At 72.2% G+C, this 18,490-nt stretch carries 15 protein-coding genes, 1 pseudogene and 1 riboswitch; of the genes and pseudogenes, 10 read left to right on the top strand and 6 right to left on the bottom strand.

Features of this window, described 5'->3' with window-relative positions:
• Nucleotides 1-100: 100 nt before the first annotated feature.
• The 4 genes and pseudogenes from ACFXAM_RS00210 to gcvT all read right to left on the bottom strand — a co-directional run bounded on the left by ACFXAM_RS00210 (nt 101) and on the right by gcvT (nt 4,604).
• Nucleotides 101-1,468 (bottom strand): L-serine ammonia-lyase, encoded by a 1,368-nt coding sequence (locus ACFXAM_RS00210; RefSeq protein WP_380286671.1) that lies wholly within the window; start codon nt 1,466-1,468, stop codon nt 101-103.
• A gap of 199 nt (nt 1,469-1,667) precedes the next feature.
• The gene (gene glyA / locus ACFXAM_RS00205) at nt 1,668-2,936 is read right to left on the bottom strand and encodes a serine hydroxymethyltransferase (RefSeq protein ID WP_380286670.1); all 1,269 of its coding nucleotides are present in this window, start codon (nt 2,934-2,936) and stop codon (nt 1,668-1,670) included.
• 106 nt (nt 2,937-3,042) lie between these two features.
• Nucleotides 3,043-3,396, bottom strand: a pseudogene (gcvH, locus tag ACFXAM_RS00200) (glycine cleavage system protein GcvH); the annotation flags it as partial.
• An 86-nt stretch (nt 3,397-3,482) separates the two neighbouring features.
• Complete coding sequence (gene gcvT, locus ACFXAM_RS00195; RefSeq protein WP_380286669.1) at nt 3,483-4,604, bottom strand: glycine cleavage system aminomethyltransferase GcvT; 1,122 nt, start codon at nt 4,602-4,604, stop codon at nt 3,483-3,485.
• Between the two features lie 220 nt (nt 4,605-4,824).
• Nucleotides 4,825-4,931, bottom strand: a riboswitch (glycine riboswitch).
• A gap of 178 nt (nt 4,932-5,109) precedes the next feature.
• On the opposite strand from gcvT, the gene ACFXAM_RS00190 reads away from it, so the two are divergent.
• From ACFXAM_RS00190 to ACFXAM_RS00155, 8 genes are all read left to right on the top strand, one after another.
• Nucleotides 5,110-5,913, top strand: a complete 804-nt coding sequence (locus ACFXAM_RS00190) for an enhanced serine sensitivity protein SseB (RefSeq protein ID WP_380286668.1) — start codon at nt 5,110-5,112, stop codon at nt 5,911-5,913.
• Nucleotides 5,914-6,088: 175 nt separating this feature from the next.
• Complete coding sequence (locus tag ACFXAM_RS00185; RefSeq protein ID WP_380286667.1) at nt 6,089-7,036, top strand: enhanced serine sensitivity protein SseB C-terminal domain-containing protein; 948 nt, start codon at nt 6,089-6,091, stop codon at nt 7,034-7,036.
• Nucleotides 7,037-7,512: 476 nt separating this feature from the next.
• A complete protein-coding gene (locus ACFXAM_RS00180) occupies nt 7,513-8,502 on the top strand; it encodes an ABC transporter permease (RefSeq protein ID WP_380286666.1) in 990 nt (329 codons plus the stop codon).
• Nucleotides 8,503-8,558: 56 nt separating this feature from the next.
• Nucleotides 8,559-10,337 (top strand): ABC transporter substrate-binding protein, encoded by a 1,779-nt coding sequence (locus ACFXAM_RS00175; protein WP_380286665.1) that lies wholly within the window; start codon nt 8,559-8,561, stop codon nt 10,335-10,337.
• Nucleotides 10,338-10,435: 98 nt separating this feature from the next.
• Nucleotides 10,436-11,446, top strand: a complete 1,011-nt coding sequence (locus ACFXAM_RS00170) for an ABC transporter permease (protein WP_380286664.1) — start codon at nt 10,436-10,438, stop codon at nt 11,444-11,446.
• Complete coding sequence (locus tag ACFXAM_RS00165; protein WP_380286663.1) at nt 11,443-12,513, top strand: ABC transporter ATP-binding protein; 1,071 nt, start codon at nt 11,443-11,445, stop codon at nt 12,511-12,513. The genes ACFXAM_RS00170 and ACFXAM_RS00165 overlap by 4 nt, the downstream gene beginning before the upstream one ends.
• A 34-nt stretch (nt 12,514-12,547) precedes the next feature.
• The gene (locus ACFXAM_RS00160) at nt 12,548-13,630 is read left to right on the top strand and encodes an ABC transporter ATP-binding protein (protein WP_380286662.1); all 1,083 of its coding nucleotides are present in this window, start codon (nt 12,548-12,550) and stop codon (nt 13,628-13,630) included.
• A gap of 43 nt (nt 13,631-13,673) precedes the next feature.
• On the top strand, nt 13,674-14,333 hold the full coding sequence (locus tag ACFXAM_RS00155; protein ID WP_380286661.1) for a trimeric intracellular cation channel family protein: 660 nt from the start codon (nt 13,674-13,676) through the stop codon (nt 14,331-14,333).
• Here the strand turns inward: ACFXAM_RS00155 and ACFXAM_RS00150 are convergent.
• On the bottom strand, nt 14,269-15,024 hold the full coding sequence (locus ACFXAM_RS00150; RefSeq protein ID WP_380286660.1) for an IclR family transcriptional regulator: 756 nt from the start codon (nt 15,022-15,024) through the stop codon (nt 14,269-14,271). The genes ACFXAM_RS00155 and ACFXAM_RS00150 overlap by 65 nt on opposite strands.
• A 216-nt stretch (nt 15,025-15,240) precedes the next feature.
• On the opposite strand from ACFXAM_RS00150, the gene ACFXAM_RS00145 reads away from it, so the two are divergent.
• The gene (locus ACFXAM_RS00145) at nt 15,241-16,422 is read left to right on the top strand and encodes a cysteine desulfurase family protein (RefSeq protein ID WP_380286659.1); all 1,182 of its coding nucleotides are present in this window, start codon (nt 15,241-15,243) and stop codon (nt 16,420-16,422) included.
• 17 nt (nt 16,423-16,439) lie between these two features.
• Nucleotides 16,440-17,579, top strand: a complete 1,140-nt coding sequence (gene mnmA, locus ACFXAM_RS00140; protein WP_380286658.1) for a tRNA 2-thiouridine(34) synthase MnmA — start codon at nt 16,440-16,442, stop codon at nt 17,577-17,579.
• Nucleotides 17,580-17,710: 131 nt separating this feature from the next.
• On the opposite strand, the gene ACFXAM_RS00135 is transcribed toward mnmA, so the two are convergent.
• On the bottom strand, nt 17,711-18,490 hold the full coding sequence (locus ACFXAM_RS00135) for a GntR family transcriptional regulator (RefSeq protein ID WP_380286657.1): 780 nt from the start codon (nt 18,488-18,490) through the stop codon (nt 17,711-17,713).

Below are 18,490 nucleotides of genomic sequence, written 5' to 3'. Positions count from 1 at the left end.
CCGCCGCCCGGGTTCGGGGGTCCCGCCCCGGGGGGGCCCACCCCCCCGCCCGCCCCCCCCCGGGGGGGGGGGGGGGGGCGCGGCCGTCGGCGGGGAGGGGTCAGCACTCGATGACGTTGACGGCGAGGCCGCCGCGCGAGGTCTCCTTGTACTTGATCTTCATGTCGGCGCCGGTCTCCTTCATGGTCTTGATCGCCTTGTCGAGGGAGACGTGGTGGCGGCCGTCGCCGCGCAGGGCCATCCGGGCGGCGGTGACGGCCTTGACGGAGGCCATGCCGTTGCGCTCGATGCAGGGGATCTGGACCAGGCCGCCGACCGGGTCGCAGGTGAGGCCGAGGTTGTGCTCGATGCCGATCTCGGCGGCGTTCTCGACCTGCTCGGGGCTGCCGCCGAGGACCTCGGCGAGGCCGCCGGCGGCCATCGAGCAGGCGGAGCCGACCTCGCCCTGGCAGCCGACCTCGGCGCCGGAGATGGAGGCGTTCTCCTTGAAGAGCATGCCGATGGCGCCGGCGGCGAGCAGGAAGCGGACGATGCCGTCCTCGTCGGCGCCCGGGATGAAGTTCAGGTAGTAGTGCAGGACGGCGGGGATGATGCCGGCCGCGCCGTTGGTCGGGGCGGTGACCACCCGGCGGCCGGAGGCGTTCTCCTCGTTGACCGCCATCGCGTAGAGGGTGACCCACTCCATCGCGTTGGCCGGGCCGATGCCCTCGGCGCGCAGCGCGCGGGCGGCCGCGGCGGCGCGCCGGCGCACCTTGAGGCCGCCGGGGAGTATGCCCTCGCGGGACATGCCGGCCCGCACGCACTCCTGCATGACCCGCCAGATCTCCAGCAGGCCGGCCCGGATCTCCTCCTCGGTGCGCCAGGCCTTCTCGTTCTCCAGCATCAGGCCGGAGATCGACAGGCCGGTCTCCCGGGTGAGCCGCAGCAGCTCCTCGCCGGTGCGGAAGGGGTACTTCAGCACGGTGTCGTCGGGCTTGACCCGGTCGGCGCCGATCGCGTCCTCGTCGACGACGAAGCCGCCGCCGACCGAGTAGTAGGTCTTCTCCAGCACGGTGGAGCCGTCGGCGCGGTAGGCCCAGAGGGTCATGCCGTTGGCGTGGTAGGGCAGCGAGCGGCGCCGGTGCAGCACCAGCTGGCTGTCCGGGTCGAAGTCGATGGCGTGGACGCCGAGCAGGTTGATCCGCTTCTCGGCGGTGATCCGCTCGACGTCGCGGTCGGCCTGGTCGACGTCGACGGTGCGGGGGGAGGCGTTCTCCAGGCCCAGCAGCACCGCCTTGGGGGTGCCGTGGCCGTGGCCGGTGGCGCCCAGCGAGCCGTACAGCTCGGCGCGGACGGCCGTCACCTCGGTCAGCAGGCCCTCCGACTTCAGGCGGCGGGCGAACATCCGGGCGGCCCGCATCGGGCCGACGGTGTGGGAACTCGACGGACCGATGCCGATGGAGAAGAGGTCGAAGACGCTGATGGCCACGGAGGGACGTCCTTGTCTGGTCTCGTGGGTGGTGCCGGCAGGGAGGGAGGACGGCGGTGGCGGGAGGGGGAGGGTCGGGCGCGGTCGGCGGGCTGACACGGGACGGGGCACCGCGCGCACTCTCCAGTGTGCGCGGTGCCCCGGAATCCCCGGTGTCCGGACGGCGTGAGCCCGGTCACCGGCCGCCGAACGACAGGACCTACAGGTTCGGGTAGAGCGGGTACTTCTCGGCCAGGGCGGTGACCCGGGCCTTGAGCGCCTCGGCGGTGCCCTCGTCGAAGGCGGGCTTCAGGGCCTCGGCGATGATGTCGGCGACCTCGCGGAAGTCCTCGGCCAGGAAGCCGCGGGTGGCGAGCGCCGGGGTGCCGATCCGCAGGCCGGAGGTGACCATCGGCGGGCGCGGGTCGTTCGGGATGGCGTTGCGGTTGACCGTGATGCCGACCTCGTGCAGACGGTCCTCGGCCTGCTGGCCGTCGAGCCGGCTGTTGCGCAGGTCGACCAGGACGAGGTGGACGTCGGTGCCGCCGGACAGCACGGAGACGCCGGCCTCGGTGACGTCGGCCTGCAGCAGGCGCTCGGCGAGGATCCGGGCCCCCTCCAGGGTGCGCTGCTGGCGCTCCTTGAACTCCTCCGAGGCGGCGACCTTGAAGGCGACCGCCTTGCCGGCGATGACGTGCTCCAGCGGGCCGCCCTGCTGGCCGGGGAAGACCGCGGAGTTGATCTTCTTGGCGTGCTCGGCCTTGGAGAGGATGACGCCGCCGCGCGGGCCGCCCAGGGTCTTGTGGGTGGTGGTGGTGACCACGTCCGCGAACGGCACCGGGTTGGGGTGCAGGCCCGCCGCGACCAGGCCGGCGAAGTGCGCCATGTCGACCATCAGCAGCGCGCCGACCTCGTCGGCGATCCGGCGGAACTCGGCGAAGTCGAGCTGGCGCGGGTAGGCGGACCAGCCGGCGATGATCAGCTGCGGCCGGTGCTCCTTGGCGAGGCGCTCGACCTCGGCCATGTCGACCTGGCCGCTCTTGTCGTCCACGTGGTACGGCACCACGTTGTAGAGCTTGCCGGAGAAGTTGATCTTCATGCCGTGGGTCAGGTGACCGCCGTGGGCCAGGTTCAGGCCCAGGATGGTGTCGCCCGGCTTGATCAGCGCGAACATCGCGGCGGCGTTGGCCTGCGCGCCGGAGTGCGGCTGGACGTTGGCGTGCTCGGCGCCGAACAGGGCCTTGATCCGGTCGATCGCGATCTGCTCGACCACGTCGACGTGCTCGCAGCCGCCGTAGTAGCGGCGGCCGGGGTAGCCCTCGGCGTACTTGTTGGTCAGCACCGAGCCCTGGGCCTCCATGACCGCCACCGGGGCGAAGTTCTCGGAGGCGATCATCTCCAGGGTGGTCTGCTGGCGGTGCAGCTCGGCGTCGACCGCGGCGGCGATCTCCGGGTCGAGGGCGTGCAGGGACTGGTTCAGAACCGTCATGGTGGGGTCTTCCCGGGAGGAGGGGGGAGGAGGCGCGGGGCGGGCGCGGGGGGGGGGCCGGCCCCGCGGGGGGGCAGGCCGCGGGGGTGGTGTGGGCGGGGGTAACGGCGGCGCTCAGCAGCGGGCCGGTCGACTCGACGCGGACCTTGAACAGCCAGCCACCCTCGAACGGCTCGCCGTTGACCAGGCTGTTGTCGTTCTTGACGTCCTCGTTGACCTCGGTGACCTCACCGGTCACCGGGGAGAACAGGTCGCTGACCGACTTGGTCGACTCCAGCTCGCCACAGGTCTCCCCGGCGGTCACGGTGGCGCCCACCTCGGGGAGCTCCACGTAGACGATGTCACCGAGGGCGTCGGCGGCGTGCTGGGTGATGCCGATCGTGGACACACCGTCGGCGTCGGCGGCGGTCAGCCACTCGTGCTCCTCGGTGTACTGCAGGTGCTGGGGGTTGGTGCTCATGGCGTCATTCTCCAGGATGGGAAGCGGGTACGACGAAGCGGCCCGGCGCGCGGACGTTCCTCGCGGGGGAAACAGGTGGGGAAGGGTCAGCGGGCGCGCTTGTAGAACGGCAGCGCCACGACCCGGACCGGCTCGTGCTTGCCGCGCACGTCCACCGCGACGGTGGAGCCGGGGGCGGCGTGGGCCGCGTCCACGTAGGCCATCGCGATCGGCTTCTCCAGCGTGGGGGAGGGCGCGCCGGAGGTGATCCGGCCGATCGGCTCGCCGTCGGCGGAGACCACGGTGTACTCGGCGCGCGGCACGCGCTTGCCCTCGGAGACCAGGCCGACCAGCACCCGCGGCGGGTTGGCCTCGGCCTCGGCGGCGGCCCGCTCCAGGGCCTTGCGGCCGACGAAGGCGCCCTCGTTGGTGGTCTTGTCGAAGCGCACGACCCGGCCCAGGCCCGCGTCGAACGGGGTCAGGTCGGTGGACAGCTCGTGGCCGTACAGTGGCATGCCGGCCTCCAGGCGCAGCGTGTCGCGGCAGGACAGGCCGCAGGGGACGAGGCCGCGGCCGGCGCCGGCCTCGGTCAGCGCCTGCCAGATCTGCTCGGCGTCGCCCGGGTTGCAGAAGATCTCGAAGCCGTCCTCGCCGGTGTAGCCGGTGCGGGCGAGCAGCACGTCGCGGCCGGCCACCTGGGCCGGGAGGATCGCGTAGTACTTCAGGCCCGGCAGGTCGGCCTCGGTGGTGTCGGCCAGGATCGCGGTGGACTCCGGGCCCTGGACGGCGATCAGCGCGTAGGCGTCGCGGTCGTCGGAGACGACGGCGTTGTAGCCCTTGGCGCGGGCGATCAGCTCGTCCAGCACCAGCTGGGCGTTGGAGGCGTTGGCGACGACCAGGAAGGCGTCCTCGCGCAGGCGGTAGACGATGAGGTCGTCCAGGATGCCGCCGTCCTCGGCGCAGATCATGGTGTAGCGGGCGCGCAGCTCGCCGAGCGCGGAGACGAAGCCGACCAGCGCGTGGTCCAGCATCTCGCCGGCCTGCGGGCCGGTGACGGTGATCTCGCCCATGTGGGAGAGGTCGAACAGGCCCGCCCTGGTGCGGACGGCGAGGTGCTCCTCGCGCTCGCTGCCGTAGCGCAGCGGCATGTCCCAGCCGGCGAAGTCGGTCATGGTGGCGCCGAGGGCGCGGTGGAGCGCGTCGAGCGCGGTGAGGCGGAGGGACGACATGGCCAGGAACTCCTCGGTCGGGGCACTCAGGGGTGCGCACGCCGGGACCGGCCCTGTCTCGGGGGCGGCGGACCCTGCGCGCGGGCATGCGGCGGCTGGGTCTCCCCATCTGTCGTCGAACCTGAGAGCTTCACCGTCCACTGCCCTGTAGGGGACCAGCATGGCGGCTTGCACCGTGGGTGGGCGTACGGCAGGGCCGTGCGCCGCTTTCCAGATGTGCCTAACCCGTGCGGTAGGGGTGCCTGAGAGATTCCGGGGAGGACTTGCTCCTTCGGCGCCGGCTGTGCCGCCTGGACGGGGCACTCCGGACTCTCCCGCGCGGGTTCGAGCGGCCGGTATGGAGTTGGCGGGGCCTGGGTGGATGCCACCGCAGACGCGCACATCATGGCACGTCCGCGGGAATGAGGGGAGGGGGGCCTCCGTCACCGCGGGCCTGACCGCCCGGTGCGGGGCGCCGGAACGCTAGGCTGCGGGCATCGGTGAGCAGAGGACGGTACGGCGGCGGATGGAGTACCCGGTGGAGCAGCAGGGGTGGGGCGGGGCGGAGGCGGCGCCGCCGGGCGGCACGTGGCCGGCCAACGAGCTGGAGCAGGTGCTCACCGCCGCGCTCGGCGACCCGGGTGCGACCCCCCGGGTGATCGAGGTGCTGGCGCGCGGCCAGGTGTGGATCCCGCTGCCGTCGGGCGGCGACCCGCAGGGGCGGTCGCTGGACCTGCCGACGATCGAACTGGCCGGCGACCCCTATGTCCCGGTGTTCTCCTCGCAGGAGGTGTTCCTCCAGCAGGCGCCCGGGATGCCGTTCGCGGTCGCGCCGGTGTGGGAGTTCGCCCGCGGCCTGCCGCTGGGCGTGGGCATCGCGGTCAACCCCGGGGCGGCGGTGGGCATCCCGGTGCCGCCGGAGGGCGTGGCCGAGCTGCGCCGCGGACCGCGCGAGGACCGCTGGGACGCCGGCCCGGACGCGCCGGAGGCTCCCGGCGGCGGCCGGGTGGCGCTGCGCGAGCCGGTGCCGGGCGAGGACCCGGAGGCGTTCCTGACCGCCTGCCGCGGGGAACTCGCGGCGCTGCCGGGAGTGCTGACCGCGCGGCGGGCGCTGGCGAGCGTCGAGGGCGAGCCGACCGTGATGTTCGTGGGCGTCCAGCTGGACCCGCTGGCCCCGGCCGACCCGGGCGCGGTGAACGAGGCATTGGGGCGAGCGCTGGGAACCGCGCCGCTGCCCGGAGGCGTCCACCTCGTACTGCTCGACCTCGCGGACGATCCGGTGGTCGACTGGTTGGTGAACCGGGTCGCGCCGTTCTACGTGCGGGGCTGATCCGGCCCCCGTCCGTCCGTCCGGCACCCGCCGGCCGGGGTGCGGGCGGGGCGGCGGTACGAACCCTGGCACGTCGGCGTGGCGGCGGTCGGCGGCCGCCCCATAGGGTGCGTGCTGACGGCCGCCGGGCCGCCGGTGACGGACGAGGAACGAAGAAGCGCAGCGAGGTGGGCGCATGAGTGCGGGATCGGTAGCTGGCGGTGCACCGGGGCCCTGGGGCCAGGCGCCCACCGGACGCCCGGATCCGGGCGCGCTGGAGCGCGCGCTGCGCGAGGTGGCGCCGGAGCGCTACGAGGCCTACGAGACGATGCTGCACGCGCTCGCCGAGGGCCGGGTCTGGATGCTGCTCTGGCACGGCACGCCGGGCAGCGCGGACGCCCAGTACGGGAACATGGAGATCAGCGGCCACGGCTACGCGCCGGCCGTCACCTCGCCCGAGCAGCTGGCGGCCTCCGGCTGGGCGCGGGCCCACGAGGTGATCTCCGGCAAGGAGGTCGCGGCCTCGCTCTACCGCACCCGCTGGGGCCTGTGGCTGAACCCGCACGCCCCGGGCGGCGGGGTCGGCGTGCCGTGGGCGGACCTGCGGCGGGTCGCGGCGGGCCTGGACCGGCTGCCGGCCGGGCCGCTGAAGCTGAGCGAGCCGCAGGTGCCGGCCCAGCAGTTCTTCGCGCTGCTGGAGCGCCAGGCGGTCGAGGTGCGCGCGGTGAAGGCGCTGCGCCGGGCCTGGGTGCGGCCGTCGGTGGGCGAACCGTACCTCGCCATCGGCCTGGACCTGTACGAGAGTTCACCGCCCACGGTGGAGGCCGTGCGGGCGCTGATGCAGCGGGCGATCGCGGTCGCTCCGGAGGGCCTCGCGGTCTCGACGGTGGCGATGGCGGACGAGTACGACCCGGTGGCGCTGTGGATGCGGGCCAACGCGCGCCCGTTCTACGACCGCGAGGCGGGCGGGCACGGCCGGGCGCAGACGGGCCCGTACCCGCCGGTGCCCCCGCCGCCGTACACCGCGCAGCAGGGCCCGGCGCAGGGTCAGGGCTTCGGCTACGGCACCCATCCGCCGGCGCAGGGCTGGCCCGGGCAGCAGCCGCCGCCGCAGCAGCCGTGGCCCGGATACCCCGGTCGCTGACCGGCGGAACGCGCCCGGAACCCTCCACAGGAACCGGCTTGACGTCACGTCAGGCCGGTTTCGGCGTTTTTCCGGACGATCTCGCCGAAGGGGGTGGCAGACATCTTGACATGGCTGTTACAGCTGTGTGAAGAGGGATATGCCGAAGATCGTGGAGGTGCATGCGGACAGATCACAGTTGGGCATCTGTCGGTTGGCAGGGCTGGCGCAAGCCAGTTCGGATGGCAGAGAGTTCTGCAACAGCCCACCGCGCGTGGTTGGCGCCTCACAAAGGCGAACGCGCTGGCGGACCGCATGATCCACGTGACGCCCATCCCGCGTGGCAGCAGTACTGAGCACGCCGTACCGCTGGGAACACCCCCGTACCTGCACTTCCGCACGTCCGCACCCAAAGCACGTCCGCACCAGCCGAGCCGCCGATCCCGGCGTCCGGCACCCGTGGGCCGGCCACCGTCGGCGAGGGGACCGAACTGACCATGACCGCACCCATCAAGACCGCCGGCAACGCACCGGAGGCAGACGCCGCCGCGAGCCCGGCCAAGAAGATCGAGGGCCGCTCGCTCGGCCAGATCGCCTGGACCCGCTTCAAGCGGGACAAGGCCGCCGTCGCCGGCGGCATCGTGGTGATCCTGCTGATCCTGCTCGCCGTGCTCGCCAAGCCGATCGAGTCGATCTTCGGCCTGGATCCCGACGCCCTCCACCAGGACCTCCTGGACGCCGACCTCGGCGGTCTCCCGCTGGGCGACTGGGGCGGCATGAGCTGGGACCACCCGCTCGGCGTCGACCCGCTGCAGGGCCGTGACCTGCTGACCCGTGTGATCGAGGGCTCCTGGGTCTCCCTGCTGGTCGCCTTCGGCGCGACCGTGCTGTCCAACACCATCGGCACCGTGCTCGGCATCATGGCCGGCTACTACGGCGGCTGGGTGGACGCCGTGATCAGCCGGGTGATGGACGTCTTCCTCGCCTTCCCGCTGCTGCTCTTCGCCATCGCGATCTCCACGTCGCTGCAGGGCGGCGCGTTCGGCCTGCACGGCCTGCCGCTGCACATCCTGGTGCTGATCTTCGTGATCGGCTTCTTCAACTGGCCCTACATCGGCCGCATCGTGCGCGCCCAGACCCTCTCGCTGCGCGAGCGGGAGTTCGTGCACGCAGCCCGCAGCCTGGGTGCCCGGGGCCCGTTCATCCTGTTCAGGGAGCTGCTGCCCAACCTGGTCGGCCCGATCCTGGTCTACGCGACCCTGCTGATCCCGACCAACATCCTCTTCGAGGCCGGTCTGAGCTTCCTCGGCGTCGGCATCCAGCCCCCGCAGGCCTCCTGGGGCGGGATGCTCCAGGACGCGATCCGGTACTACCAGGTGGATCCCCAGTACATGGTGGTCCCCGGTCTGGCGATCTTCATCACCGTGCTCGCCTTCAACCTGCTCGGCGACGGGCTGCGTGACGCCCTCGATCCCAAGAACAACTGACCGAGCGTCAGGATCCCTCGTACAGCCACCACTTCCCCAAGGGGTTGATCTCACCCATGCGTAGGTCCCGTACCGTCGCGCTGACCGCCATGGCCGCTGCCGCGGTCCTGGTCGTCACCGGCTGCTCGTCGAGCTCGAAGAGCGGCGACGCCAAGTCCACCGCCACCGGCACCGAGGCCGCGGGCGGCTCCGGGGCCAACGCGGCCACCAAGAACATCGTCAACGCCTCGGACAAGAAGGGCGGGACGGTCACCTTCGAGATGAAGGGCACCCCGGACTCGCTCGACCCGGGCAACACGTACTACGCCTACATCTACAACTTCTCGCGCCTGTACGGGCGTCCGCTCACCACCTTCCAGCCGGGCGCCGGCGAGGCGGGCAACAAGCTCGTCCCGGACCTCGCCGAGTCGCTCGGCCAGGTCAGCGCGGACGGCCTCACCTGGACGTACAAGCTGCGCAAGGGCCTGAAGTACGACGACGGCACCCCGATCACCTCGAAGGACGTCAAGTACGCCGTCGAGCGCTCCAACTTCGCGCCGGACGTGAACTCCAACGGCCCGACGTACTTCAAGGAACTGCTGGTCGACAACGAGGGCACGCCGTACGCGGGCCCGTACAAGGACAAGACCGGCGACCTGAAGTCGATCGAGACGCCGGACGACACCACGATCGTCTTCCACCTGAAGCACGCCTTCGCGGACTTCGACTACCTGGTCAGCGCCCCGCAGACGGCCCCGGTGCCGCAGGCCAAGGACACCGGCGCCGACTACGTGAAGAAGATCGTCTCGTCCGGCTCCTTCAAGTTCGAGTCCTACGAGGACGGCAAGCAGGCCGTCCTGGTCCCGAACACCAACTGGGACCCGAGCACCGACCCGATCCGCAAGCAGCTGCCGGACAAGATCGTGCTCAAGATGAACATCGACCAGTCCACCATCGACAAGGACCTGCTGGCCGGCAACGCCCAGGTCGACCTGGTGGGCGGCGGTGTCGACCCGCAGACCCAGGCGCAGATCCTGCAGAACCCGAAGCTCAAGGCGAACACCGACAACGCCTACGGCGGCCGCCTGGTCTACATGGCGATCAACACCGACGTCGCGCCGTTCGACAACATCGAGTGCCGCAAGGCCGTGCAGTACGCGGTCGACAAGGTCTCGGTGCAGACCTCGCTCGGCGGCCCGATCCGCGGCCAGGTCGCCAACACCGTGCTCCCGCCGGACATCCCGGGCCACCAGGACTTCAACGCCTGGGAGACCAAGGACAACAAGGGCGACGAGGCCAAGGCCAAGGAGGCCCTGAAGGCCTGCGGCAAGGACGGCGGCTTCAGCACCGTGCTCTCCGCCCGCACCGAGCGCGCCACCGAGGTCGCCGCCGCGACCTCGATCCAGGCCGCGCTGAAGAAGGTCGGCATCAACGCCGAGATCCAGCAGTACCCGCAGGGCAAGTACCTGGCCGACAGCGCGGGCGCCCCGGCGTTCGCCAAGGAGCACAACATCGGCCTGATGATGATGCAGTGGGGCGCCGACTGGCCGACCGGCTACGGCTTCCTGCAGCAGATCGTCGACGGCCGCGCGATCAAGGCCTCGGGCAACAGCAACCTGGCCTCGCTGAACGACCCCGCGGTCAACAAGCTGCTCGACGACGCCGCGACCAACCCGGACCGGGCGGCCCGCGAGAAGATCTACGGCGACATCGACAAGAAGGTCATGGACCAGGCGGTCTACGTCCCGCTGACCTACTTCAAGGTCTTCCTGTACCGCCCGGACAACGCCACCAACCTCGCGTCCACGCCGGCCTTCTCGGGTGAGTACGACTACCTGAACATCGGCACCAAGTAAGAGCCTGGCTCCGCATCCCTGAAGGCAGGTGAAGGCAGCGGCGCCCGCCGCCGTCCGGAGGACCCCGGACGGCGGCGGGCGGCCGGAGCCGACCAACTGTGTTTGCCTACATCATCCGCAGGATCCTCGCGGCCGTGGTGCTGCTGCTGGTCGTCAGCGCGGTCACCTTCGCGATCTTCTTCCTGCTCCCGCGCCTCGCCGGCGAGACGGTCGACCAGCTGGCCACCCAGTACATCGGGAAGAATCCTTCCCCCGAGGCGGTCCAGGCGGTCAAACAGAACCTCGGCCTCGACCAGCCGCTGTACACGCAGTACTGGAACTTCCTCAAGGCACTGGTCACCGGTGCCGAGTACAAGTTCGGCCCGGAACCGGCCACCTGCCACGTGCCCTGCTTCGGCTACTCCTTCAAGAACCACCTGGAGGTCTGGCCCGAGCTGTCCAAGCGGATCCCGGTGACCCTCTCGCTGGCCATCGGCGCCGCGGTGATCTGGCTGGTCTCCGGCGTCGCCACCGGTGTCGTCTCCGCGCTCAAGCCGCGCTCGATCTTCGACCGGCTCTCGATGGGCATCGCGCTCGCCGGCGTCTCGCTGCCGGTCTTCTTCACCGGCGCGCTGCTGCTCACGGTGTTCAGCTACGAGTGGCCGATCCTGGACAACCTGGAGTACACCAACTTCACCGACAACCCGGTGATGTGGGCCCGCAACCTGATCCTGCCGTGGATCTCGCTGGCCTTCCTCTACTCCGCGCTCTACGCCCGGCTCACCCGCGCCGGGATGCTGGAGACGATGAGCGAGGACTACATCCGCACCGCCCGGGCCAAGGGCCTGGCCGAGTCCAAGGTCGTCACCCGGCACGGGCTGCGCGCCGCGCTCACCCCGATCGTCACCATCTTCGGCATGGACCTCGGGCTGCTGCTCGGCGGCGCGCTGATCACCGAGCAGGTCTTCTCGCTCCAGGGCGTCGGCCAGTTCGCCGTCCAGGCGATCACCGACAACGACCTGCCGAAGATCCTCGGCGTCACGCTGCTCGCCGCCTTCTTCATCGTCCTCTGCAACCTCGTGGTTGACCTCCTGTACGCCGCTGTCGACCCCCGGGTGAGGCTGTCGTGACCGAGCTCCAGAAGACCCCGGCCCGCGCGGCCGCCCCGGGCGGCCAGGAGCCCTTCCTCTCGGTGCGGGACCTGCGGATCCACTTCGACACCGACGACGGCCTGGTCCGTTCCGTCGACGGGGTCAGCTTCGACCTCGCCAAGGGCCGCACCCTCGGCATCGTCGGCGAGTCCGGCTCCGGCAAGTCCGTCACCTCGCTCGGCATCATGGGCCTGCACCGCTCCAAGCGGGCCCGGATCACCGGCGAGATCCGGCTCGACGGCGAGGACCTCATCGCGGCCGGACCCGAGCGGGTCCGCGAACTGCGTGGCCGGCAGATGGCGATGATCTTCCAGGACCCGCTCACCGCGATGCACCCCTACTACACGGTGGGGCAGCAGATCGTCGAGGCCTACCGGGTGCACCACCCGCAGGCGAGCAAGAAGCAGGCCCGGGCCCGCGCCGTCGAGATGCTCGACCGGGTCGGCATCCCGCAGCCCGACCGCCGGGTCGACGACTACCCGCACCAGTTCTCCGGCGGCATGCGCCAGCGCGCGATGATCGCCATGGCGCTGGTCAACGACCCCTCGCTGCTGATCGCCGACGAGCCCACCACCGCCCTGGACGTCACCGTCCAGGCGCAGATCCTGGACCTCATCCGGGACCTCCAGGAGGAGTTCGGCTCGGCGGTCATCATCATCACCCACGACCTCGGGGTGGTCGCCGAGCTCGCCGACGACATCCTCGTCATGTACGGCGGCAAGTGCGTCGAGCGGGGCCCGGCCGAGACGCTCTTCGACGCGCCCGAACACCCCTACACCTGGGGCCTGCTGGGCTCGATGCCGCGCCTCGACCGGGAGCTGCAGGACCGGCTCGTCCCGGTCAGGGGCACCCCGCCCAGCCTGATCAACGTGCCGTCCGGCTGCGCCTTCCACCCGCGCTGCCCCTACGCCGGGCTGACCGGCGGGCGCTCCTCGGAGGAGACCCCGGGCCTCACCGAGGTCGCGCCCGGACACCACGCCGCCTGCCACCTCGCGCTCGCCGAGCGGCACCGCATCTTCGCCGAAGAGATCGCGCCCCGGCTGTGAGCCCGGCCTCGTACCACCATTCTGGAGAGAACCGATGACGGACACTCAGGCGGCGGGTCCCGACCCCATGAAGAAGGTGCCCGCGCAGGCGCCCGCCCCGGACCGGCAGCCGCTGCTCAAGGTGACCGGCCTGGTCCGGCACTTCCCCATTCACAGCGGCCTGCTGCGGCGCCAGACGGGCGCCGTCCGGGCGGTCGACGGCATCGACTTCACGGTCAACGCCGGCGAGACCCTGGGCGTCGTCGGGGAGTCCGGCTGCGGCAAGTCGACGATGGGCCGGCTGGTCACCCGGCTGGACGAACCGACCGGCGGGAAGGTCGAGTTCGAGGGCACCGACATCACCCACCTGGGCGTCGGGGCGATGCGGCCGCTGCGCCGCGACATCCAGATGATCTTCCAGGACCCGTACTCCTCGCTGAACCCCCGGCACACCGTCGGCACCATCGTCGGCGCGCCGTTCAAGCTGCAGAAGGCCGAGCCCGAGGGCGGGATCAAGAAGGCCGTCCAGGAGCTGCTGGAGCTGTGCGGGCTCAGCCCCGAGCACTACAACCGCTACCCGCACGAGTTCTCCGGCGGCCAGCGCCAGCGCATCGGCATCGCCCGGGCGCTCGCCCTGCGGCCCAGGATGATCGTGGCGGACGAGCCGGTCTCCGCGCTCGACGTCTCGATCCAGGCCCAGGTGGTCAACCTGCTCGACGACCTCCAGCGGGAGCTCGGCCTGACCTACCTGATCATCGCGCACGACCTCTCGGTGGTCCGGCACGTCTCCGACCGGGTCGCGGTGATGTACCTCGGCAAGATCGTCGAGATCGCCGACCGGGACTCGCTCTACCGCACACCGATGCACCCGTACACCACCGCGCTGATGTCCGCAGTGCCGGTGCCCGACCCGCGCCGCCGTCAGCGCGCCGGGCGCGAGCGCATCCTGCTCAAGGGCGACGTGCCCTCGCCGATCAACCCGCCCAGCGGCTGCCGCTTCCGCACCCGCTGCTGGAAGGCGCAGGAGATCTGCGCGAGCCAGGAGCCGCCGCTCGCCGCCGGCAGGGAGGGGCACCAGGTGGCGTGCCACTTCCCGGAGAACGCCGTCCCGGGGGAGAAGCTGCTCGCCTCCGCCTGACCGTCGGACCGGAGGGGAGGCTCGGCCGGGTCACACTGGTGCGGTGACCTCGCAGATCTTCCCCTCCGACGTGCAGCAGTCGCTGGACCTCGTCGGCATCTTCGTCTTCGCCCTCTCCGGGGGGCTGCTCGCCGTCCGCAAGAACATGGACATCTTCGGCATCTGTGTGCTCGCCGAGGTCACCGCGCTCGGCGGCGGCGTGATGCGCGACCTGGTCATCGGGGCCACCCCGGTCGCCGCCTTCACCAACCTGGGCTACTTCGTCGACCCGCTGATCGCCGCCCTGGTCGTCTTCTTCCTGCACCCCGAGGTCGAACGGATCAACCGCGCCGTGCAGACCCTCGACGCGCTCGGTCTCGGCCTGTTCTGCGTCACCGGCACCGCCAAGGCCCACGACTACGGCCTCGGCGCCGTCTCCGCCGTCGCCCTCGGCATGGTGACCGCTGCCGGGGGCGGCGTGATGCGCGACGTCCTGGCCGGCGAGATCCCCTCGCTGCTGCGCTGGGACCGCGAGATCTACGCCGTGCCCGCGCTGGTCGGCGCCGCGCTGGTCGCCGTCCTGATCGCGCTCGACAGCCTCACCGCCGTCACCGGCACCGCAGCCGCGCTCACCGCGTTCGTCCTGCGGATGCTCGCCCTCAAGTACGGCTGGCGCGCACCGCGGGCCTGGCACCGCAACGGTTCTCGCACCAGCGAGGAGTAGGCGAGCCGCCGTAGGCCAGCGAGATCGCCTCCGCCGTGCAGAGCAGCTCGGGCACCAGCCGCACCAGCTCGGCCGGCGACACCCGGTCCGTCGGCGCCGAGATCGCGCACGCCGCGACCGCCCGCCGGTCGCTGCCCGCCACCGGCGCGGCGACGCAGGTCACCGCCTCCAGGTGCTCGGCCGACTCCGCCGCCCAGCCCCGCCGGCGCACCGCCGCCAGATCGGCCGAAAGCTCCTCCTCGGCCAGGCCGTCCTGCGGCAGCCCCGCCAGCAGCACCCGGCCGATCGCCGTCCCGTTGGCCGGCGCGCGCCGCCCGATCCGGGTCGGCCGGCCCGCCGCGCTGCTCCACCGCCCCGCCAGCTCGTCCAGGTACAGCACCTCGTCGTCCTGCAGCACCGCCAGCTGCACCGTGCAGCCGCAGCGCTCGTGCAGCGACGCCAGGAACGGCGCGGCGACCTGCCGGACGTCGATCTCCTGGAGGGCCCGCTGCGCCAGCGACAGCACCCGTCCGCCCAGCCGGTAGCGCCGGTCGGACAGCCGGTGGACGAACCCGTGCTCCTCCAGCGTGCGCAGCAGGCGCAGCGCGGTGGACTTGTGCACGCCGATCGAGGTGGCGGCCTGCTCCAGGGTGACCGGGCCGTCGCCGAGCGACCCGAGCAGGGTCAGCGCGCGATCGACCGACTGCGACATCCCGTCCCCCCGACTCCCGGTTCCGCTCACGCCGCGTGGTGGTGGCCGTCAGGCTAACCGCTCGCGGGCCCCGCGCCGTACCGGGGCTGCCCGGAGGGGCAGCGTCGCGGTGCGCGGCGTCCGGTGGCCGGATCGGTGCGCTGCGGCGTGACGCGGCCGACCCGTGCGTCCGTGCCGGTCCGGCTCCGGCCGGGGGGCCTCTACAATCGGATGGTTATGCCATACCTGGACCATGCGGCGACCACGCCGATGCTGCCCGAGGCGATCGCCGCGATGACGGCGCACCTGGGGGTCGTCGGCAACGCCTCCTCCCTGCACGCGTCCGGCCGCCGGGCCCGCCGGGTGGTCGAGGAGGCCCGCGAGTCGCTGGCCGACTCGCTCGGCGCCCGGCCCAGCGAGATCGTCCTCACCGGCGGCGGCACCGAGTCCGACAACCTGGCCGTCAAGGGCCTGTACTGGGCCCGCCGCGGCGCCGACCCGGCCCGCACCCGGGTGCTCTGCAGCCCGGTCGAGCACCACGCGGTGCTGGACGCGGTGCACTGGCTCGCCGAGCACGAGGGCGCCACCGTCGACTACCTGCCGGTGGACGCGCTCGGCCGGGTCCACCCGGCGGCGCTGCGCGAGGCGATCGAGCGCGATCCGGGCTCGGTCGCGCTGGTCACCGTGATGTGGGCGAACAACGAGGTCGGCACCGTCCAGCCGGTCGCCGAACTCGCCGCCGTGGCCGCCGAGTACGGCATCCCGGTGCACGCCGACGCGGTGCAGGCGCTCGGCCAGGTCCCGGTGTCCTTCGCCGACTCCGGGCTGACCGCGCTCACCGTCACCGGCCACAAGATCGGCGGCCCGTTCGGCATCGGCGCGCTGCTGCTGTCGCGCGGTGCGGCGCCCGTTCCGCTGCTGCACGGCGGCGGCCAGGAGCGCGACGTCCGCTCCGGCACCCTGGACGCGCCCGGCGCGGCCGGGTTCGCCGCCGCGGCGACGGTCGCCGTGGAGCGGCGCGCGGAGCACGCCGTGACGCTGGGCGCGCTCCGTGACGAGCTGGTCGCCTCGGTGCTGGCGGCCGTCCCGGACGCGGTGCTCAACGGCGACCCGGCGGCCGAGGGGCGGCTGCCCGCCAACGCGCACTTCTCCTTCCCCGGCTGCGAGGGCGACGCGCTGCTGATGCTGCTCGACGCCCAGGGCATCGAGTGCTCCACCGGCTCGGCCTGCTCGGCCGGCGTCCCGCAGCCCAGCCACGTGCTGCTGGCGATGGGCGTCGACCCGCTGCTGGCCCGCGCCTCGCTGCGGTTCTCGCTCGGCCACACGTCGGGCCGGGAGGACGTCACCGCGCTCGCCGGGGCCATCGCCCCGGCCGTCCAGCGCGCCCGCAACGCGGGCCTGGCGGCCGTCCGGCGGTAGGTACGCTTGGTGGCATCATGACTGACTTCCCGGGTGCCCCGACCGCTCCGTCCGCCACTGGCCGCCTGCGCGTGCTCGCGGCGATGTCCGGCGGGGTGGACTCCGCCGTCGCCGCCGCCCGCGCCGTCGAAGCCGGGCACGAGGTGACCGGCGTGCACCTGGCGCTCTCCAGCAACCCGCAGTCCTTCCGGACCGGTGCGCGCGGCTGCTGCACCATCGAGGACTCCCGGGACGCGCGCCGGGCCGCCGACGTGATCGGCATCCCGTTCTACGTCTGGGACCTCGCCGAGCGCTTCCGCGAGGACGTCATCGACGACTTCGTCGCCGAGTACGCGGCCGGCCGCACCCCCAACCCGTGCCTGCGCTGCAACGAGAAGATCAAGTTCGCCGCCCTGCTGGACAAGGCGATCGCGCTCGGCTTCGACGCCGTCTGCACCGGCCACTACGCCCGGATCGTGGACCTCCCGGACGGCTCGCGCGAGCTGCACCGGGCCGTGGACGCCGCCAAGGACCAGTCCTACGTGCTCGGCGTGCTCGACGCCGACCAGCTCGCCCACTCGCTGTTCCCGCTCGGCGACACCACCAAGGACGTCATCCGCGAGGAGGCCGAGCGGCGCGGCCTGGCCGTCGCCAAGAAGCCGGACTCGCACGACATCTGCTTCATCGCGGACGGCGACACCCAGGGCTTCCTGGCCAAGCACCTCGGCACCGCGACCGGCGACATCCTGGACGTCGACGGCACCAAGCTCGGCGAGCACGACGGCGCGTACGGCTTCACCATCGGCCAGCGCAAGGGCCTGCGGATCGGCCGCCCGGCCGCCGACGGCAAGCCGCGCTACGTCCTCGACATCTCCCCGGTGAACAACACCGTGACGGTCGGCCCGGTCGAGGGCCTGGACGTCACCGGCCTGACCGCCATCCGCCCCCGCTGGTGCGGCACCGAGCCGCTCGCCGACGGCCGCTACACCGCCCAGCTCCGCGCCCACGGCGAGGAGGTCCCCGTCACCGCCTCCGTCGTCGACGACGCCCTCCACGTCACCCTCGACACCCCCGCCCGCGGCATCGCCCCCGGCCAGGCCGTCGTGCTCTACGACGGCCCCCGCGTCATCGGCTCCGCCACCATCGCCACCACCCACCGCCCCACCGTCACCGCCTGATCCCGCACCCGGGCCGGCACCGCCCGCGCCGCCGGCCCGGCAGCGCGGGCGGCGTTCAGCGAGAGCGGTTGATCAGCACCAGAGCCGCTGCATGAGTCAACCTGTCGCGGGAGAATCCCGCGACATGCTCCTCAGTCCCGCGCGGGGAAGCGGTAGTCGAGGACGAACTGGTCGGCGGCCATGACGGTGTCGCACACCTCCACCACTCGGCCATCCGTGGAGATGGCGTCGCGCAGGAGGTGGATCACCGGCGCGCCCGGGCTCAGGGCGAGGGCCTTGGTCTCGGGCTTGGTCGCGAGACGGGCTCGCACGGACTCGGTGAACTCGGCGAGGGAGTACCCGTGTTCTTCGAGCCGGGCGTAGATGCCGCCGCCACCGGGGTTCTCGGCGAAAACCTCCGGGATGTCCTTGGCCACGTCCCACGGGAGGTAGGAGGTGGCTTCCTCCGTCGGGACGCCGTCCCGGAAGTACCGGCGTTTGCGGGCCAGTACCTGGGTGCCGACGGGAAGGCCGAGGCGCTCGGCGATCTCCGGCGGTGCGGGTGTGGGTCCCACGAACAGCACTGCCACGGACGGGACACCGCCCGACGCCTCCGCCTCGGCGAGGTAGGCGGCCTTGCCGGCCTTGCGGTGGGTGCGGCGGAAGCGGTCCGCGGACTTGCGCTGAACCGGTGGGCGGGAGCGGACGAAGGAGCCGCGGCCGTGGTGCGTCTCGATCAGCTGGGCCGTTCGAAGCTCTGCGATGGCCTTGCGCACTGTTCCGGACGCCACTCCGTACCGCTGCATGAGCTCGGCTTCGCTGGGCACGGTCGCGCCGGGCGCAAGCACTCCCGACGTGATCTGCGCGGCGAGATCGGCCGCGATCTGCAAGTACTTCGCTGTGGCCGCCGAGGCCACGTCACCATTCGCCAT

The sequence above is a fragment of the Kitasatospora sp. NPDC059462 genome (assembly GCF_042749955.1).
In the GTDB taxonomy this organism is placed as follows: Bacteria; Actinomycetota; Actinomycetes; order Streptomycetales; family Streptomycetaceae; genus Kitasatospora.
This window is presented reverse-complemented; position numbering and strand designations above follow the sequence as displayed.